Annotated in this window: 15 protein-coding genes; 3 read left to right on the top strand and 12 right to left on the bottom strand. The window is 57.4% G+C overall.

The genetic code is table 11. The features are described 5' to 3' along the window. Positions 1-40: 40 nt before the first annotated feature. The 5 genes from amtB to QZ766_RS21380 form a co-directional block, all read right to left on the bottom strand. Complete coding sequence (gene amtB / locus QZ766_RS21400) at positions 41-1,327, bottom strand: ammonium transporter AmtB (protein ID WP_297207024.1); 1,287 nt, start codon at positions 1,325-1,327, stop codon at positions 41-43. Between the two features lie 30 nt (positions 1,328-1,357). After that, positions 1,358-1,696 carry a P-II family nitrogen regulator gene (gene glnK, locus QZ766_RS21395; protein WP_038155077.1) on the bottom strand — a complete coding sequence of 113 codons (339 nt, stop codon included), beginning with the start codon at positions 1,694-1,696 and terminating at the stop codon, positions 1,358-1,360. 256 nt (positions 1,697-1,952) lie between these two features. Further along, positions 1,953-3,716, bottom strand: a complete 1,764-nt coding sequence (locus tag QZ766_RS21390) for a SmdB family multidrug efflux ABC transporter permease/ATP-binding protein (protein WP_297207014.1) — start codon at positions 3,714-3,716, stop codon at positions 1,953-1,955. Further along, positions 3,709-5,475: a SmdA family multidrug ABC transporter permease/ATP-binding protein gene (locus QZ766_RS21385; protein WP_297207013.1), complete on the bottom strand. Its 1,767-nt coding sequence runs from the start codon at positions 5,473-5,475 to the stop codon at positions 3,709-3,711. The genes QZ766_RS21390 and QZ766_RS21385 overlap by 8 nt, the downstream gene beginning before the upstream one ends. 127 nt (positions 5,476-5,602) lie before the next feature. Then, on the bottom strand, positions 5,603-6,061 hold the full coding sequence (locus tag QZ766_RS21380; protein ID WP_297207011.1) for an Lrp/AsnC family transcriptional regulator: 459 nt from the start codon (positions 6,059-6,061) through the stop codon (positions 5,603-5,605). 115 nt (positions 6,062-6,176) lie between these two features. Between QZ766_RS21380 and QZ766_RS21375 the strand changes: the two genes are divergently transcribed. Next, positions 6,177-7,229, top strand: a complete 1,053-nt coding sequence (locus QZ766_RS21375) for a PLP-dependent cysteine synthase family protein (RefSeq protein WP_297207009.1) — start codon at positions 6,177-6,179, stop codon at positions 7,227-7,229. Between the two features lie 45 nt (positions 7,230-7,274). On the opposite strand, the gene cof is transcribed toward QZ766_RS21375, so the two are convergent. Continuing rightward, entirely contained in the window at positions 7,275-8,096 is an 822-nt protein-coding gene (gene cof / locus QZ766_RS21370; RefSeq protein WP_297207008.1) for an HMP-PP phosphatase, read from the bottom strand. A gap of 104 nt (positions 8,097-8,200) precedes the next feature. On the opposite strand from cof, the gene QZ766_RS21365 reads away from it, so the two are divergent. Then, positions 8,201-9,904 carry an SgrR family transcriptional regulator gene (locus QZ766_RS21365; RefSeq protein WP_297207006.1) on the top strand — a complete coding sequence of 568 codons (1,704 nt, stop codon included), beginning with the start codon at positions 8,201-8,203 and terminating at the stop codon, positions 9,902-9,904. Positions 9,905-9,966: 62 nt separating this feature from the next. Further along, on the top strand, positions 9,967-10,662 hold the full coding sequence (queC, locus tag QZ766_RS21360; protein ID WP_297207003.1) for a 7-cyano-7-deazaguanine synthase QueC: 696 nt from the start codon (positions 9,967-9,969) through the stop codon (positions 10,660-10,662). A 37-nt stretch (positions 10,663-10,699) separates the two neighbouring features. Here the strand turns inward: queC and QZ766_RS21355 are convergent, their stop codons facing one another. The 6 genes from QZ766_RS21355 to clpX form a co-directional block, all read right to left on the bottom strand. Further along, positions 10,700-11,098 (bottom strand): YbgC/FadM family acyl-CoA thioesterase, encoded by a 399-nt coding sequence (locus tag QZ766_RS21355; protein WP_297207001.1) that lies wholly within the window; start codon positions 11,096-11,098, stop codon positions 10,700-10,702. Between the two features lie 99 nt (positions 11,099-11,197). After that, a complete protein-coding gene (locus tag QZ766_RS21350) occupies positions 11,198-11,527 on the bottom strand; it encodes a helix-hairpin-helix domain-containing protein (RefSeq protein ID WP_297207000.1) in 330 nt (109 codons plus the stop codon). Between the two features lie 151 nt (positions 11,528-11,678). Continuing rightward, on the bottom strand, positions 11,679-13,547 hold the full coding sequence (ppiD, locus tag QZ766_RS21345; protein ID WP_297206998.1) for a peptidylprolyl isomerase: 1,869 nt from the start codon (positions 13,545-13,547) through the stop codon (positions 11,679-11,681). Between the two features lie 275 nt (positions 13,548-13,822). Then, positions 13,823-14,095, bottom strand: a complete 273-nt coding sequence (hupB, locus tag QZ766_RS21340) for a nucleoid-associated protein HU-beta (protein WP_297206996.1) — start codon at positions 14,093-14,095, stop codon at positions 13,823-13,825. A 210-nt stretch (positions 14,096-14,305) separates the two neighbouring features. Then, the gene (lon, locus tag QZ766_RS21335; RefSeq protein ID WP_297206994.1) at positions 14,306-16,660 is read right to left on the bottom strand and encodes an endopeptidase La; all 2,355 of its coding nucleotides are present in this window, start codon (positions 16,658-16,660) and stop codon (positions 14,306-14,308) included. Positions 16,661-16,841: 181 nt separating this feature from the next. Then, positions 16,842-18,116, bottom strand: coding sequence for an ATP-dependent protease ATP-binding subunit ClpX (gene clpX, locus QZ766_RS21330; protein WP_297206991.1), 1,275 nt, complete (start codon positions 18,114-18,116; stop codon positions 16,842-16,844). Positions 18,117-18,141 lie beyond the last annotated feature (25 nt).

The following is an 18,141-nucleotide window of genomic DNA, read 5'->3' as shown; positions in this document are numbered from 1 at the left end:
TGCGTGAAGGCCCTCTCCTGGCGGAGAGGGCCCGTAAAGATTAGCTGTTGTAAGCGTTCTCGCCGTGGCTGTTGACGTCCAGGCCTTCGCGCTCCTGCTCTTCCGGCACGCGCAGCCCAACCGTAACATCTGCGATTTTGTAAGCCACAAAGGCCACAACCGCCGACCAGACAATCGTCAGGCCGATACTTTCCAGCTGCACCAGCACCTGGTGAGCCATCGTCACGCCTTCCGCGTAGCCTACGCCACCCAGCGAGGTTGACGCGAACACGCCGGTCAGGATGCAGCCCACGATACCGCACACGCCGTGGACGCCGAATACGTCGCAGGGATCGTCAACCCGCAGCCAGTGCTTCAGCGCGGTCACGCCCCACAGCCCTGCCAGACCGGCAACGATACCCAGAATCAGCGAAGCGCCGACGCCGATGTATCCACAGGCCGGGGTTACCGCAACCAGCCCGGCGATTGCGCCGGAGCAGGCACCCAGCAGAGAAGGCTTGCCGCGCACGACCCACTCACCGAACACCCAGGCCAGAATAGCCGCCGCCGTGGCAACAACGGTGTTAACAAAAGCCAGCGCCGAGATTTCGTTAGCCGAGCCGGCAGAACCGGCGTTAAAGCCGAACCAGCCAATGTAGAGAATGGCCGTACCGGTAAACACCATCGGCAGGTTGTGCGGTTTGAAGGCTTCTTTACCAAACCCGGCGCGTTTGCCGACCAGGTATGCGCCCACCAGCCCGGCAACCGCCGCGTTGATGTGGACCACCGTGCCGCCGGCAAAGTCCAGCGCGCCGTGGTTCGCCAGCAGGCCGCCGCCCCACACCATGTGGGCGATAGGCAGATATGAGAAGGTCAGCCACACCACCACGAAAATCAGAATCGCTGAAAAGCGGACGCGCTCGGCGAGGGAGCCAACGATCAGCCCCACCGTGATGCAGGCAAACGAGCACTGGAACACGACGTGGATATACTGATAGAAGGTGCCCATCAGCGCCTTGAGCTCGATGCCTTTCAGCATCACCCAGTCAAAGCTGCCAAAGAAATTTCCGCCGGTGCCAAACGCCAGCGTGTAGCCATAGATAACCCAGAGAACGCAGACCAGCGCGAAGGTCACGGTAACCTGCGTCAGAACTGAAAGCACGTTTTTACCGCGGATAAGACCGCCGTAAAACAGGGCAATGCCGGGAATACTCATGAACAGCACCAGCGCGGTGCAGATCATCATAAAGGCGTTGTCCGCTTTGTCCGCTTCTGCGGGCGCAGCGAGCGCCAGGCCCGGCAGGAGCGCGAGCAGCCCAGGGGCAATTTTTAGCAGTACTTTTTTCATTTTATCGGTCCCTATCACTGTGTGCAGGTGTTACAGCGCGGCTTCGTCGGCTTCGCCGGTGCGAATACGGATGACGCGCTGAAGTTCGGCGACGAAGATTTTGCCGTCGCCAATTTTTCCGGTGTAAGCCGCCTTGCTGACCACATCGATCACTTCATCCAGCTGATCGTCAGCGATGGCGACATCAATTTTTACTTTCGGCAGGAAGTTAACGCTGTATTCCGCCCCGCGGTAAAGTTCGGCATGGCCCTTCTGACGCCCGAAGCCTTTTACCTCGGTCACGGTCAGCCCCTGAATTCCAATTGAAGACAGCGCCTCGCGCACGTCTTCGAGTTTGAATGGTTTAATTACCACGGTAACCAGCTTCATAGATCCCCTCCAGTCAGAATGCGCTAACGGCAGCAGCCAATACGTTGTTGATAAAGCAATCGGCGTGCCAGGAATAATTTTGAAGGGAATATCAGGGCGATAGCGGCCGCGAAGGCCTTACTACGATGAAAAACAGTGCGGAGAGATAAATCAGAACGCGCGCCGCCGGCGGTGAAGCGCACCACGCCGGTGCGCGAGGCAATTTCCCCCTGCACCGGCGGGCGCGGTTGTTATAAAATTGCGTTATTTTGGTGCATTACGCGTCAACACAGGCCGCCAGATCTTCTCTGGCCTGCTGCAGCTGGTACATCTGCCAGTAGCGGCCTTTCTCCGCCAGCAGCGCGGCGTGGGTGCCGCGCTCGACAATCTGCCCCCGGTGCAGCACCGCGATAGTGTCCGCATCGACGATGGTCGACAGGCGGTGGGCAATCACCACCAGCGTGGTGTGCTGGCGGACTTTTGCCAGCGCCTGCTGAATGGCGCGCTCGGTGCCGGAGTCGATGTTAGCCGTCGCTTCGTCCAGGATCAGGATTTCCGGCGTGTCCACCAGCACCCGGGCCAGGGCCAGCAGCTGCTTCTGTCCCACGGAGAGATTATTGCCCTGCTCCCCAAGCGCGGTGTGAATACCGTCGCTCATGCTGCGGGCCAGCTCCGCCAGCTGCACCGTCTCCAGCGCCTGCCACACCTGAGCTTCGCTAATATCGCGGCCAAGGGTCACATTAGCGAGGAAGCTATCCGCCAGCACCACCGGATCCTGCTGCACCATCGCCACGCCGTGCCTGAGCGCCCGATGCGTCAGAGAAGCGATGGGGCGGCCGTCCAGCAGGATCTCACCGCGGGTCAGCGGATAGTAGCCCATCAGCAGGCTGGCCAGCGTGCTCTTGCCGCTGCCGGTGTGGCCCACCAGCGCCACGAAGTTTCGCGACGGGACGTGGAGATTAATCTCTTTGACCACCAGCCTGTCGTCCCGGTAGGCGAAGGAGACGTCGTTGAAATTGATGCTTCCGCTCTGCATCAGGCGATCGTCGCTGCCCCAGCGCTGGCGGGGTTTATCCATCAGCTCGAAGACCCGCTCGCCGGCCACCACCGCCTGCTGCAGCATCGATTGCTGGGTCGTCAGCTCTATTAGCGGCTCGTTGAGCCGCCCGAGGTAGCTGATGAACGCATAAAGCACGCCCACTTCAATGGTGCCTTTTGCGGTCAGACCAAACAGCATCAGCAGGCCGCACAGGATCAGCGACGAAAACAAGCTCAGCAGCGGGCGCAGCAGAAAGCCGTCGAGGCGCAGGGTCTGCATGCGCGCCAGATAGTGCGCGCGACTTGCCTCGCCCAGCCGCTCGCCAAAGCGTGCCTGCTGGCGGAACTGCTGCAGCACGCCCATCCCGCTGATCACTTCGTTAAAACCGTCGTTGATATCTGCAAGATAGGCGCGCACCCGCCGCACGATCGGCGTGCTCAGGCGCTGATAAACAATCATCACCACGATAACCGCCGGGAAAATCGCAATCGCCACCAGCGCCATGCGCCAGTCGAGGGTGAACATCGCCACCAGCATCGCGCCAATCAGCGCCGCGCTGCGCAGCACCGTCGACACCACCGTGACGTATAGATCGCGGATCACCTCGGTATCGTTGGTCACTCGGGAAATAAGCTGGCCTACCGGCTGGACGTCAAATTCGCTGAGGGGCTGGCGCAAGGCTGCATCCATCACGTCGGTGCGCAGCTGCTGGACCACGCCCACCGCGGCCCGGTTAAACAGCAGCGCCTGAACGTAGTGCAGGGACGCCGCCAGCAGCTGTAGCCCAATATAAACCGCCGCCAGGCCGCCAATAATGCCCCAGGGCAGGTGTTTTTTCGCCACCATATTGTCGATGAAGTAGCTTATCAGCAGCGGCCCGGAGACTTCGGCCGCGGCGGCGATCCACATCAGCACCATGCCGATACCCAGCGGGCGGCGCCACGGCGAACCGTAGGCCAGCAGGCGTTTAAGCGTCGGCCAGAGCGTGGAAAAGTTACGCATCGGCGGCCTCCTCTTCCGGGACATCGTCGAGGGCGGCTTCCAGCTGCTGGTAGCGGTACATATCGCGATACCAGCCCGGCGCATTGACCAGCTGCTCGTGCTGGCCGCGCTGGGCAATATGGCCGTGCTGCATGACGATAATCTCGCTGGCTTCGGTGAGCGCCGACAGCCGGTGGGCGCTGATAATCACCGTGCGCCCCTCGCCCCACTGGCGCAAATTGTGCAAAATCTGATGCTCGGTGCGCCCGTCCACCGCCGACAGCGCGTCGTCGAGGATCAAAATTTCCGCATCAAGCAGCAGCGCTCTGGCGATGGAGATGCGCTGCTTCTGGCCGCCGGAGAGCATCACGCCGCGCTCCCCCACTTCCGTATCGTAGCCCTGTGGCAGGCGCAGAATATCATCGTGCACGCTGGCAAGCTGCGCCGCGCGCTCGATCTCTTCCCGGCTCGCCCCCGGCTTGCCCAGGGCAATATTGCTGGCGACGGAGTCCGAGAACAGAAACGGCGTCTGATTAACAACCGCGAGCCGGCTGCGCCAGTCGTCAAGCGCAATTTGCGGCAGGGGCAGATCCTGAAAGCGGATCTCTCCCTGCTGGATGTCAAAATGGCGCTGGATAAGGGCCAGAATGGTGCTTTTTCCGGAACCTGTCGGACCGCACAGGCCGAGCATCTGACCGGGCTTGAGCATAAACTGGACGTCGTTCAGCGTCGGTTTAGCCGCCTGCGGGTAAGAGAATGCGTCTATCTGCACCGCCAGCGTGCTGCGCGCGGGCGAAAGCCGGCGGCTGCCGTCTTCGACTACCGGCGCCTCTGCCAGCAGCGTGCGGATGCGGCTGTAGGCGGCGCTGCCGCGCTCGACGATATTAAACATCCACGCCAGCGCCAGCATCGGCCAAATCATCAGCCCCAGATACATCATAAAGCTGGTGAGCTGCCCCAGAGTCAGGGTGCCCTGCACCACCATCCAGCTGCCGCCGGCAATGGCCAGCAGGTTTGCCATGCCGATAGCGATATAGATAGTGGGATCGAAGCGGGCGTCAATTCTGGCCACCCGCATATTTTTGCTGCCGGTATCGGCGGCGTCGGCGGCAAACTGCGCGGACTGCCGGTCTTCAAGGCCGAAGGCTTTAATCATGCGAATGCTGGTCAGGCTCTCCTGAGTACGGTCGTTCAGGCTGGAGAAGGCGGCCTGAGCCACCTTGAAGCGCTCGTGGAGCACCGCGCCGTTGTGTTTAATCATCAGCGCCATGATCGGCATCGGGATTAGCGCCAGCAGCGTCAGCTGCCAGCTTATCTGCGTGGACATGACGATCAGCACCGCGCAGCCCATCACCATCGAGTCCACCAGCGTCAGCACCCCTTCACCGGCGGCAAACACTACTCTGTCGACATCGTTAGTGGCGCGGGCAATGAGATCGCCGGTGCGGTGGCGCAGGTAAAACGCCGGATTCTGGCGGCTAAGCTGGCGGTAGAAATCGTCACGCAGCTCAACGGCCAGCTGATAGGATGCGCCGAACAGCAGCACCCGCCAGACGTAGCGCAGCAGATACACCGCCACCGCCACTGCCGCCAGCGCGCCGACCCACAGCATAATGCGTCCGGCGGTGTAGTGTTCGCGGGTTACGCCATCCACCACGTAGCCCACCACTTTCGGCGGTATGAGCTGAAGGACGGCAATAATAATAAGCAGGCCAACCGCCCCAAGGTAGCGGCGCCACTCCCGACGAAAAAACCAGCTTAATTGAGCAAATAATCGCACGCAGAAATATCCAGAGATTTTCGCCTGCGTCAGCAGGCATGAGTGTCACCGCCAGCGCGGCTCACGGCAGAAATCAGGCCCGGCCCGGGACCCGACAGCCAATAAACATCTTTTCTGTTTCAGATAATCAGTTAACGGGCAGCGCAGTGGTGTATTTAATCTGCTCCATCGCAAAACTGGAGGTTACATCGCTAAGGCCGGGCACGCTGTTCACCAGCCTTTTATAGAAATCGTCATAGCGCTTCATATCTGCGACCTGAACCCGCATCAGATAATCGTACTCCCCCGCCATGCGCCAGAAGCCAAGTACCTCGGGCATGCTGGTCACTTCGGAAACGAAGCGATTATACCAGTCGCTGCTGTGGTGCTGGGTTTTAATTAGCACGAAGGCCGTTAGCCCAAGGCCTAACTTTTCCGCATCCAGCAGCGCCACCCGCCCCAGCAGGATGCCATCATCTTCCAGACGCTTGAGCCGCTTCCAACAGGGCGTGGTGGTCAGGTTAACGGCATCGGCCAGCGCCTGCAAAGAGAGCGTGCAGTCCTCCTGCAGCAGCGCCAGCAGCTTTCGGTCAATTTTATCTATCATAGCGACATCCTGGAGAATTTATTTCTCCTTAAAGTCTATTCTAAAGGGTAAATAGCAACAATTTTTTCCGCGCGTTTCGCTAAGCTGGGCACAAAATAACAAATGGATAAATCCTATGACGCGCGACTGGATTAACTACGCTATCAGCGAAATCAACGCCGACTATCAACGTTCAGCAGATACCCATCTGATCCGCCTGGCGCTGCCCGCCTTTGCGGGTATCCAGCTCTATCTGAAAGATGAAAGCACCCACCCCACCGGCAGCCTCAAGCACCGCCTGGCCCGATCGCTTTTTCTCTACGGCCTGTGCAACGGCTGGATCAAGGAGGGCACGCCGATCATTGAAGCATCTTCAGGCTCTACCGCCGTTTCCGAAGCCTATTTTGCCCGGCTACTCGGGCTGCCGTTTATCGCAGTGATGCCCGCCTGCACCGCCCGGCGAAAAGTGGAGCAGATTGAGTTTTACGGCGGGCGCTGCCATTTCGTACAAAGCGCCTGCGAAATTTACGAGGCCTCCGAGCAGCTGGCCCGGGAGCTTAACGGTCATTACATGGATCAGTTCACCTATGCCGAGCGGGCGACGGACTGGCGCGGCAATAATAATATCGCCGACAGCATTTACCATCAGATGCAGCACGAACCCCATCCGATCCCGACGCATATTGTGATGAGCGCCGGCACCGGCGGCACCTCGGCCACACTTGGCCGCTATATCCGCTGCAAAGGGTATTCAACACAGCTGACGGTAGTGGATCCGGAAAACTCAGTGTTCCTCGACTTCTGGCAGCAGCGCGACGTCACCCTGCGCAGCCCCAAAGGCAGCAAAATCGAAGGCATTGGCCGGCCGCGGGTAGAACCCTCATTTATTCCCGACGTGGTGGACGCGATGCTGCGCGTGCCGGATGCCGCCAGCGTTACCGCCGCACGCTGGCTGGAGAGCCAGCTTGGCCGGAAGGTTGGCGCATCAACGGGGACCAATGTGTGGGGCGCGCTGCAGCGGGCGGTGGAGATGCGCGAGGCGGGAATAAGCGGTTCGGTGGTGACGCTGCTGTGCGATAATGGCGAGCGCTATCTCGACACGTACTATGATGACGGCTGGGTCGCAGCTAATATCGGCGATCTTGTACCCTGGCAGGCCACACTGTCGACGATGCTGGAAAACCGATAGCAAAAAAAGCCCGGCTTCAGCAAAAGTCGGGCTTGCCGGAAAATCTTACTTTTCGGGGGAATAAGGAAGATCGGGTGAATCCAGCCAATGGGTTAAAAAGTGGGCTACCGCCTGATCCCGGCAGTGGCCGATAACCGGTAAATGCGGCAGCGCCGCCCGCAGCTGCGGCATCGCGTTGCCCATAATCACTCCTTTACCAACGGTCCCCAGCATCTCGCTGTCGTTCATCGCATCCCCGAACGCCATACACTCATTCAGCGTTAATTCAAGATGCGCGCCGAGCGTCTTCAGGGCTGCCCCCTTGTTACAGCCCAGCGGCAACACTTCAAGGCAGTCTGTGGCGGAGAAACAGATGTGCGCCCGTCCCTTAAGCACCGGGTTGAGCTGGATACGCAAATGAACAAGCTCTTCGTGGCTGGCGCAGAAACTAATTTTAGTGACCTCATGGGCCGGGATTTGCTTCATCGGGCGCAGCTGGTAGCGAAAGCCGCTCAGGAGATGCGCATTCAGCAGCTCGGGATCGGCGGAATCGGTATACCAGCCGCCGTCATTAAAAACGTGCATGCTGGCGCGGGTGTCCCATCGGCTGTGCAGCAGGTATTCAGCGATCTCCGGGTCGAGATCGCGCTGGTGCAATACTTCTGCGCTGCGCGAGTAAACCCGGGTGCCGTTGCCGGAAATAAGAAACGCGTTAAGATCCAGCCCTTCCAGCAGATGGCGCATATCCAGCGCGTGACGCCCTGTCGCAAAGGCGAGAATAATATCATGCTCTGCCAGCCGCCTGAGCGCGCGCAGCGTCTGTTCTCCCAGGCGGTGATCCGGCATCAGCAGCGTGCCGTCCATATCAAATGCAGCCAGTTTTACCATTCTCTGTTACCCGATTGTGATGAGTTTCGCTTGTGGCCGAGTATCTCCTGAGATATACGGAAGGAATACTGAATATATTTTTTTTCTTGTTCCGGGTTTCTCAAATGCGCCAGCTTAACCGCCTTAATCAGTTTCAGCGCCTGTGGCAGCCCTCCGCCGGTGAACCCCAGCAGGTCACCATTGCAGAACTGGCCGGGCGCTGCTTTTGCAGCGAAAGACACGTGAGAACGCTGCTGCACCAGGCGCAGGATGCGGGCTGGCTGCAGTGGCAGTCGCAGTCCGGGCGCGGGAAACGGGGCAGCTTAACTTTCCTGGTTTCTCCGCAGCAGCTGCGCAACGCGATGATGGAGCAGGCGCTGGAGTGCGGCCAGCAGCAGAGCGCCCTGGAGCTGGCCCAGCTGGCACCAGTAGCGCTGCGGGCCCTGCTGCATCCGTTTCTTGGCGGGCGCTGGCAAAATAATATGCCTACGCTGCGTATTCCCTACTACCGCCCGCTGGAGCCCCTGCATCCTGGTTTCCTGCCCGGCCGCGCCGAGCAGCATCTCAGCGGGCAAATTTTTTCCGGCCTGACGCGCTTTGACCTGCAGTCCTCCGAACCTGAAGGCGATCTTGCCCACCACTGGCAGCATTCTGACGACGGGCTACGCTGGGACTTTTATATCCGTCCGGCGCTGTGCTGGCACAGCGGCGAACCGGTAAGCGCCGGGGAGATTGCCGAGCGCCTGGAGATGCTGTTTACCCTCCCGCAGCTTGGCCGACTCTTTGCCAGCGTTCGCCGCATTGAGGTGAATCCGGGCCAGCGCCTGACCTTTGTACTCAAACGCCCCGACCACTGGCTGGCGCACCGACTGGCCAGCTACTGTAGCCTGCTGGCGCATCCCCGACAGCCGACCATCGGCACCGGCCCTTTTCAGCTAACGATCTTTAAACCCGATCTCGTGCGTCTGGAAAACCACGGCCGCTACCACCTGAGCCATCCGCTCATTCAGGCTATCGAATACTGGATCACGCCGGAGCTTTTCGAGCAGGATCTGGGCACCAGCTGCCGCCATCCGGTGCAGATAGCCATTGGCGCGCCGGAGGAGATCTCCCATTTGCGCATGGTTAGCCGCAGTGTCAGCCTGGGATTTTGCTACCTGGCACTGCGGCAAAGCCCGACGCTGTCCCGCGCGCAAGCGGAAAAAATAGTACAGCTGATCCACGGCACATCGCTGCTGCAAACTCTGCCGCTGGATGAGGATCTGATCACCCCCAGCCGCGAGCTGCTCCCCGGCTGGTCTCTGCCATTATTGCGGGAGTCAGCCCCGGTGGCGCTGCCGGAACGGCTAACGCTGGTGTACCACCTGCCGGTGGAGCTGCATACTATGGCCGAACAGCTGCAGCACGCGCTGGCCGAAGAGGGCTGTGCGCTGAGCGTCATTTTCTACAATGGCAAAAACTGGGACAGCTGCCCGCAGCTCGCCGAGGCGGATTTGTTCATGGGGGACCGGCTGATTGGCGAAGCGCCGGAGTATGCGCTTGAGCAATGGCTGCGCTGCGATCCGCTGTGGCCGCACGCGCTCGGCACCACTCAATACACCCGGATAAATGCAACGCTGGATGCCGTGCAGGCCCACCGCGATACCGCATCCCGCAGTGCGGCACTGCAGGCGGTCTTTCAGGATCTGATGGCGAGCAGCACGCTTACGCCGCTGTTTAATTACCACTATAAAATTAGCGCCCCGCCGGGCGTTGATGGAATAGTTCTCAACGCGCTGGGCTGGTTTGACTTCACGAAGGCCTGGCTGCCGGTGCCTGCCGGCGAGTGAAGCTGGCTGTTGCTGCCCGGAGGCGCTACCATATGCGCCTTCTTTTTTTGACAGGATTTGCTATGAAACGCGCCGTTGTGGTCTTTAGCGGAGGCCAGGATTCCACCACCTGCCTGATTCAGGCTCTGCAGCAGTACGATGAAGTGCACTGCGTCACTTTCGACTACGGCCAGCGCCACCGGGCTGAAATTGACGTTGCCCGCGAGCTGGCAACAAAACTCGGCGCCCGCGCCCACAAAGTGCTGGACGTTAATCTACTCGGCGAGCTGGCGGTAAGCAGCCTGACCCGCGACAGTATTCCGGTTCCGGACTACGAGCCCGATGCTGACGGTATTCCGAACACTTTCGTGCCGGGACGCAACATTCTGTTTCTGACCCTGACCGCAATCTATGCTTATCAGGTGCAGGCCGAGGCCGTCATTACCGGCGTCTGCGAAACGGATTTTTCCGGCTATCCCGACTGCCGCGACGAATTTGTTAAGGCACTCAATCACGCGGTTAACCTGGGCATGGCCAAAGAGATCCGCTTCGAGACGCCGCTGATGTGGCTAAACAAGGCGGAAACCTGGGCGCTGGCGGATTACTGGAGCCAGCTGGAGCTGGTGCGCCATGAAACCCTGACCTGCTATAACGGCATCAAAGGTGACGGCTGCGGCCACTGCGCCGCCTGCAACCTGCGCGCCAATGGCCTGTCTCACTATCTGGCCGATAAAGCGGGCATCATGTCAGCAATGAAAGCCAAAACCGGGCTTGTCTGATTGCCTCACCCGGCAGCTCAGGCCGCCGGGAGCCGCTTTATTCTGCTATTCCCTGCAAATGCTCACGCAGCTCCCCTTCAAGGGGCAGCGATTTCTGGGTTTTTAAATCAATACACACGAAGGTGATGAGCGCGTCGGCCACCACGTCGTTCTCAGCGCCGCGGGTTATCACCTGCTTTAAAATCCCGCTTTTGTCATTCAGCTGTTTTAACTCGCTGGTAATAGTGAGCAGGTCGCTCAGGATCGCCGGTCGGCGATAATTAATATTAATATTCACCACCACAAAGGCGATGTTGTGCGCCATCATCCACTGGAAGCAGCTGCTGTTCTCCAGCCCGTCCCAGCGGGCCTCCTCCAGAAATTCAAGATAGCGGGCGTTGTTCACGTGCTGGTAAACATCAAGATGAAAACCACGTACTTTTATTTGTGTCTGCATAGCGCAATAGCCTTTTTTATAAGTAGAGTCAGAGGTCGCACACTGGTACGACCTCTAAATTTTGGCACTTATTTTTTGCTCTGCAAACTTCGTGAATAATTAGAGCATCAGATGTGAAAGATTGCGCTCCACCAGCGATCCGCCCATTCCGGGAACCTGACGCAGATCGTCAAGCGATTTAAAGGGGCCAAACTCCTCCCGATGGCTGACGATAGCCTGCGCTTTCTTGAGGCCAACACCGTTCATCACTCTTGCCAGATCTTCCGCGCTGGCCGTGTTTATGCTGATTTTATCACCGGCGGGCGCAGCGGCAGCCGGAGCAGCTGCGGCCGGCGCTTTGCCGGAATCGGGGGCTGCGGCAGCCGGCACGCTTGCGCCAAACCAGGCCAGAGAGAGGGCTAAAAGTAGCGTTTTAATTCCTGTATTCATGCTGTTATCTCCTTGTTTGTTGACAGCGAGACAACTTTAATCAGCGGCAGTTAAAGATACAAAAGCGCAAATTCAGAAATGGAAAAGGCCGCGAAAGCGGCCTTTGATTATTGCAGAGAGTTGCAAATTTCTTAGAGCGAAGCTGGCGTTGTTACTGCTGCGCCACGTCGCCCAGCTTAATTTTTGCTTCTTTACGCAGGCTGGAGAGCAGCGCCTCGAAGGCGATCTGGGCGTTGTTCTGGGTGATCCCCTGAACCATCGCTTTTTTCTGCTCTTCCGGCATGCTGCCTTCTTTAACGTCGTCCAGCGACACCAGCACCACGTTGCCCTGCATGTCGTTACCCACGCCGTAGCTGGCTTTACCTTTCTGCGGCAGAGGCAGGTTGAAAGCTGTCTGGCTCAAAGGATCCTGCCCGGTGCGGGTCAGGGTCTGGGCAGCGCCAAAGCTCAGGCCCGCGCTTTTCATCGCCTCGTCGCCCTTGCCGGCTTTCAGCGCCGCCAGCACTTTGTTAGCATCCAGCTGTGCCTGCTGGACGGCTTTTTCATGCTGCACCAGCGCAGTAACCTGGGCTTTAACATCCGCCAGCGGCTTGGTAGCCTCCGGTTTATGCTCGCTAACGCGCACCACGAAAGCGCGATCGCCATCGACGGTAATGACATCCGAGTTGCTGCCCGGCGTACCGTTCTGACCCACCAGGCTACCGTCGAAGATAGCATCGGCGACCGGTTTGAAATTCAGTTCAGGAGGAAGGTTGTCACGGCCGAACCAGCCGGTTTCAACGGCTTTAACGCCGGCAACCTGCTCGGCACCCGCCAGCGATTCGTTATCGTTGCTCGCCGCGTCGCTCACTTTCTGCTGCAGGGCATAGTAGGCATCCAGCGCTTTCTCCTGCTTCACTTTCGCGGCGATTTCATCGCGCACGTCGGAAAGCGGCTTCGTTTTCGCGGCCTGAACGTCGTCAAGGCGCGCAACGAGGAAACCTACGGAGGATTTGATCACGCCGGAAAGCTGGCCTTTCTCTTTCAGACCGGCATTTTTCAGTTCGTCAGGTGTGGTGGACGCTTCCAGCCAGCCCATGTCACCGCCGTTTTTAGCGGAGATAATGTCGGTGGAACGGAATTTTGCAACTGCGGCGAAATCAGCGCCTTTTTTAAGATCGGCCAACGCGGCTTCTGCATCGGATTGCGTTTTGCTCTGGATCACGCTGTAGCGCACGCGCTCCGGCTGAGTAAACAGCTCTTTGTGCTGATCGTAGTAGGACTGAATGTCGGCATCTGACGCGTTTTCCGCCATGCTGGCCGCGTCCATTTTAATGTAGCTCACGCGGAACTGCTCCGGCGCCACAAACTGGTCTTTGTGCTGCTCGTAGTAGGCGTTCAGCTCCTGGTCACTCACCTGCTGCTTTGCCGCCAGTGCGTTGACATCAATCGTGGCTTCACGCACCACGCGCTGCTGCGCCACCAGCGACGCCAGCTGACTGGTTTCGCCCGGCAGCATAAATTCAGTGCCAACCACGGCATTGACCAGCTGCTGGGTGGTGAGCTGGTTGCGCAGCGCGTTTGCATACTGGTCTGTGGACATGCCCATCTGATTAACAATGCCGCTAAAGCGCTGGCTGTCAAATTTGCCGTTGTCCTGGAAAGCCTGAGTGGCGAAAATCGCATTTTTAACCTGGTCGTCGCTGACTGCAAGTCCGAGGCTTTTCGCATACTGGTCAAGTAACGCCTCATCAATCAGGCGATTAAGCACCTGCTGACGCATAGATTTGATGTAGTTCTCATTGGCTGCCAGCGCGGAAAAACTCTCGCCCATTTGCTGCTGCTGGCGACTGCGCTCGCTGGCTACGGCATTCTCGAACTGCCCGCGGGCAATCTCCTGGCCGTTGACTTTTGCGGCATAGTTGTCGTTCCCGCCAATCAGATAGCTGCTTACGCCTGTCAAAATGAAAGACGCGATAATAAGCCCGAAAATGATTTTTAGTACGAGGCTATTAGCCGCCGTACGTAAGCTGTCCATCATGGTTTAACAACGCTCCGCTGTAGATGACTTTAATCGCGCACAGCATACCATGAGTAACGCAGTGCAGGAGGCGCTATTGTGACAAGAAACGCGGGTCGTTGTCAGCCCTCAAGGCGGCTAATTGTCAGAAAACAAGGTTCTTGTGGGAAATGAAGGAAGGCGGCAAGGCAAAAAGTGGTGGGGGAAAAGATCGGCTGAAGGAATATGCAGAGCAGAAAAAAGGCACATCAGCCGATGCGCCCTTGTACTTCGCAGCCTCCCCGAAGGGAAAGCGATCAGTTGACCGCGTCTTTCAGTGCTTTGCCTGCACGGAAACCCGGAACTTTCGCAGCAGCGATGGTGATCTCTTTACCTGTCTGCGGGTTGCGACCAGTACGGGCAGCACGCTCTTTAACAGCAAAAGTACCAAAACCAACCAGCGCAACATCATCCCCGGCCTGCAGAGACTCAGTCACTGAAGCAATAAAAGCATCTAACGCACGTCCAGCAGCAGCTTTAGAAATATCCGCACCCGCAGCAATTTTGTCAATCAGTTGAGATTTATTCACTATTCTCTTCCTCTCGTTATAATTTATATCGTACCAGAATCCTTCGGGGTACGACGGCGCAGCAGTTATAGCAGGAGTGTTATGCCCTTACAACACCCGTTGTGTATGGCTGACACATCCAGCAATCTAAATTAGCTATACAAAAAAAGGCTGGCAAGTCCGAATTGACCTGCCAGCCTTGTTTTTATTGGCGCAGTTTGCGCGATATCACTATTTGGCGCTAACAACCTGCATACCGTAAGGCGCATTCTGTAAGGCAAGAGTCAGAACTTCCTCAATGCTCTTAACAGGATGGATATCCAGATCGGCGATAACGTTTTCCGGAATCTCTTCAAGGTCGCGCTTGTTTTCGTCAGGAATAAGAACCGTCTTAATTCCGCCGCGATGCGCCGCTAACAGCTTCTCTTTCAGGCCGCCGATAGGCAACACCAGCCCGCGCAGGGTGATTTCACCTGTCATGGCAACATCAGAGCGTACCGGATTCCCCGTCAGACAGGAGACCAGCGCCGTGCACATAGCGATACCGGCGCTCGGGCCATCTTTCGGAGTGGCACCTTCGGGAACGTGGACGTGAATATCCCGCTTCTCGTAGAAATCACCATTGATGCCGAGCTTGTCTGCACGCGCGCGAACAACCGTCAGCGCCGCCTGAATGGACTCCTGCATCACTTCACCCAGCGAACCGGTATAGGTAAGCTTGCCTTTGCCCGGTACGCAGGCGGTTTCAATGGTCAGCAGATCGCCGCCCACTTCCGTCCACGCCAGGCCCGTGACCTGACCAACGCGGTCTTCGCTGTCTGCGCGACCGTAGTCAAAGCGCTGAACGCCGAGGTAGTCGTGCAGGTTATCGCCATTAATGTCGATATGCTTGCGCGTCTTATCCAGCAGCAGCTGTTTGACCGCCTTGCGGCACAGTTTGGAGATTTCACGCTCCAGGCTACGCACGCCGGCTTCGCGAGTGTAGTAGCGAATAATGCCGACAATTGCGCTGTCATCAACGGTAAGCTCACCTTTTTTCAGCGCGTTACGCTCAATCTGCTTCGGCAGCAGGTGGCGCTTGGCGATGTTGAGCTTCTCATCTTCGGTGTAGCCGGAGAGGCGAATCACTTCCATACGGTCGAGCAGCGGCGCCGGAATGTTCATGGAGTTAGAGGTCGCCACAAACATAACGTCGCTAAGATCGTAATCCACTTCCAGATAGTGATCGTTAAAGGTCACGTTCTGTTCCGGATCCAGCACTTCCAGCAGAGCAGAAGCCGGATCGCCGCGCATGTCTGAAGACATTTTGTCGATCTCATCCAGCAGGAACAGCGGGTTTTTAACGCCCACTTTCGCCATTTTCTGGATAAGCTTGCCCGGCATTGAGCCAATGTACGTCCGGCGATGCCCGCGAATTTCCGCTTCGTCGCGAACGCCGCCGAGTGCCATACGGACATATTTACGGCCCGTGGCTTTAGCGATGGACTGACCCAGAGAGGTTTTACCCACCCCCGGCGGTCCAACCAGGCACAGAATCGGCCCTTTCAATTTATTAACGCGACTTTGAACCGCAAGATATTCAAGGATGCGGTCTTTAACGCGCTCCAGACCGTAATGATCGGTATCCAGAATCTCCTGCGCCTGGCGTAAATCTTTTTTCACCTTGCTGCGGGCGTTCCACGGAACCTGAACCATCCAGTCGATGTAGCCGCGTACTACAGTTGCTTCAGCCGACATCGGCGACATCATTTTCAGCTTCTGCAGCTCGGCTTCGGTTTTCTCTTTCGCCTCTTTCGGCATTTTTGCCGCGTCGATTTTGCGCTTCAGGGCTTCATTTTCGTCCGGCGCATCGTCCATCTCGCCGAGCTCTTTCTGAATCGCTTTCATCTGCTCGTTGAGGTAGTACTCGCGCTGGGATTTCTCCATCTGCTTTTTAACGCGGTTGCGAATGCGTTTCTCAACCTGCAGCAGATCGATTTCCGATTCCATCATCGCCATCAGGTATTCAAGACGTTCGTTGATGTCGGACATTTCCAGCACGGACTGTTTGTCCGAAAGCTTAAGCGGCATGTGCGCGGCAATGGTGTCCGCCAGGCGCGCCGGATCGTCGATGCTGTTTAAAGAGGTCAGCACTTCAGGCGGGATCTTTTTATTAAGCTTGATGTAGCCTTCGAACTGGCTGATGGCGGTGCGAACCAGGACTTCCTGCTCGCGCTCTTCAATCGCCGGAGACTCAAGATATTCAGCTTTTGCCGAGAAGTATTCGCCGTTGTCAGAAAGCGCGGAAATGCGCGCGCGCTGCAGCCCTTCGACCAGCACTTTTACAGTCCCGTCAGGCAGTTTCAGCATCTGCAGAATAGAGGCCACGGTGCCTACGGTGAAAAGATCGCTTACACCCGGCTCATCCGTTGACGCATCCTTCTGAGCGACCAGCATGATTTTTTTATCATGGTCCATAGCCGCTTCGAGACAACGGATAGATTTTTCCCGCCCTACAAATAAGGGGATGACCATATGCGGATAAACCACCACATCGCGCAATGGCAATACGGGGATTTCAATGCGTTCAGAACGCTCAGGATTCATAGAGCTCTCTCTCAGTTTAATGTCCGCCAGGTAGTCAGTAACGCGAATCTTTCGCGCCACCGTTAACATGTAATCCAGTATATGGGGATGTTTCCCACACATTCAACGGCAGGAATACAGGAAAAGTAAAAGGGGGATGAAATATCCCCCTTTTGGCTAATTGCTTGAACGAACTGGTTAATTATTCACCAGACGCCTGCTGGGTTTCTGATTTGCCGTAAATCAGCAGCGGCTTGCTCTGCCCTTCAATTACCGACTCATCAATAACCACTTTCTCGACGTCATCCATAGAAGGAAGGTCGTACATGGTATCGAGCAGCGAAGCTTCCACAATGGAGCGCAGGCCGCGCGCGCCGGTCTTGCGAATCATCGCTTTCTTGGCAATTGCGTCCAGCGCCTCTTCACGGAACTCCAGATCGACGCCTTCCAGATTAAACAGCGCCTGATACTGCTTGGTCAGCGCATTTTTCGGCTCTTTGAGGATCTGAATCAGCGCTTCTTCGCTGAGCTCATTCAGCGTAGCAACGACCGGCAAACGACCGATAAACTCCGGGATCAGGCCAAACTTGATTAAATCTTCCGGCTCGACCTGTTCCAGCAGCTGACCTTCGCTCGCTTTTTCTGATTTGCCTTTCACCGTTGCACCGAAACCAATACCGGAGCCAGTTTCGACGCGATTGGCTATCACTTTATCCAGCCCGGCAAACGCGCCGCCGCAGATAAAGAGGATCTTGGAGGTGTCAACCTGCAGGAACTCCTGCTGCGGATGTTTACGTCCGCCCTGCGGAGGAACGGCAGCCACGGTGCCTTCGATAAGTTTCAGCAGCGCCTGCTGAACGCCTTCACCAGAAACGTCGCGGGTGATTGACGGGTTATCGGATTTACGTGAGATTTTGTCGATCTCATCAATATAAACGATGCCGCGCTGGGCCTTCTGGACGTCGTAATCGCATTTCTGCAGCAGCTTCTGGATGATGTTTTCAACGTCTTCACCCACGTAGCCGGCTTCGGTCAGCGTGGTCGCATCCGCCATGGTAAACGGTACATCCAGCAGGCGCGCCAGCGTTTCGGCCAGCAGCGTTTTACCGGAACCCGTCGGGCCAATCAGCAGAATGTTGCTTTTGCCGAGCTCAACGCCATTACTGGTATCACCGTTGCGCAGGCGCTTGTAGTGGTTGTATACCGCAACTGCCAGCACCTTTTTAGCCCGCTCCTGGCCGATAACGTAATCGTCCAGGTGATGGCGGATTTCGTGCGGCGTCGGCAGCGCGCTGCGCTCGCGGTGCGGCGCTACCTCTTTAATCTCTTCGCGAATGATGTCGTTACATAAATCAACGCATTCGTCGCAGATATACACGGACGGACCGGCGATTAGCTTACGCACTTCATGCTGGCTTTTGCCGCAAAAAGAGCAGTACAACAGTTTGCCCGAACCATCTTTGCGTTTATCTGTCATGACCAAACCTCTTTCTAAGTTCTGT

Source organism: uncultured Pluralibacter sp. (assembly GCF_913775985.1).
GTDB lineage: Bacteria > Pseudomonadota > Gammaproteobacteria > Enterobacterales > Enterobacteriaceae > Pluralibacter.
The sequence above is the reverse complement of the archived record's forward strand: the minus strand, read 5'-3'. Positions and strand labels throughout refer to the sequence as shown.

Coding starts and splice junctions, on each gene's coding strand:
- QZ766_RS21375 (WP_297207009.1), top strand. CDS start 6,177: ATGACGCGCGACTGGATTAACTACGCTATCAGCGAAATCAACGCCGAC.
- lon (WP_297206994.1), bottom strand. CDS start 16,660: ATGAATCCTGAGCGTTCTGAACGCATTGAAATCCCCGTATTGCCATTG.
- cof (WP_297207008.1), bottom strand. CDS start 8,096: ATGGTAAAACTGGCTGCATTTGATATGGACGGCACGCTGCTGATGCCG.
- clpX (WP_297206991.1), bottom strand. CDS start 18,116: ATGACAGATAAACGCAAAGATGGTTCGGGCAAACTGTTGTACTGCTCT.
- amtB (WP_297207024.1), bottom strand. CDS start 1,327: ATGAAAAAAGTACTGCTAAAAATTGCCCCTGGGCTGCTCGCGCTCCTG.
- QZ766_RS21390 (WP_297207014.1), bottom strand. CDS start 3,716: ATGCGTAACTTTTCCACGCTCTGGCCGACGCTTAAACGCCTGCTGGCC.
- QZ766_RS21350 (WP_297207000.1), bottom strand. CDS start 11,527: ATGAATACAGGAATTAAAACGCTACTTTTAGCCCTCTCTCTGGCCTGG.
- QZ766_RS21365 (WP_297207006.1), top strand. CDS start 8,201: ATGCGCCAGCTTAACCGCCTTAATCAGTTTCAGCGCCTGTGGCAGCCC.
- QZ766_RS21380 (WP_297207011.1), bottom strand. CDS start 6,061: ATGATAGATAAAATTGACCGAAAGCTGCTGGCGCTGCTGCAGGAGGAC.
- ppiD (WP_297206998.1), bottom strand. CDS start 13,547: ATGATGGACAGCTTACGTACGGCGGCTAATAGCCTCGTACTAAAAATC.
- queC (WP_297207003.1), top strand. CDS start 9,967: ATGAAACGCGCCGTTGTGGTCTTTAGCGGAGGCCAGGATTCCACCACC.
- glnK (WP_038155077.1), bottom strand. CDS start 1,696: ATGAAGCTGGTTACCGTGGTAATTAAACCATTCAAACTCGAAGACGTG.
- QZ766_RS21355 (WP_297207001.1), bottom strand. CDS start 11,098: ATGCAGACACAAATAAAAGTACGTGGTTTTCATCTTGATGTTTACCAG.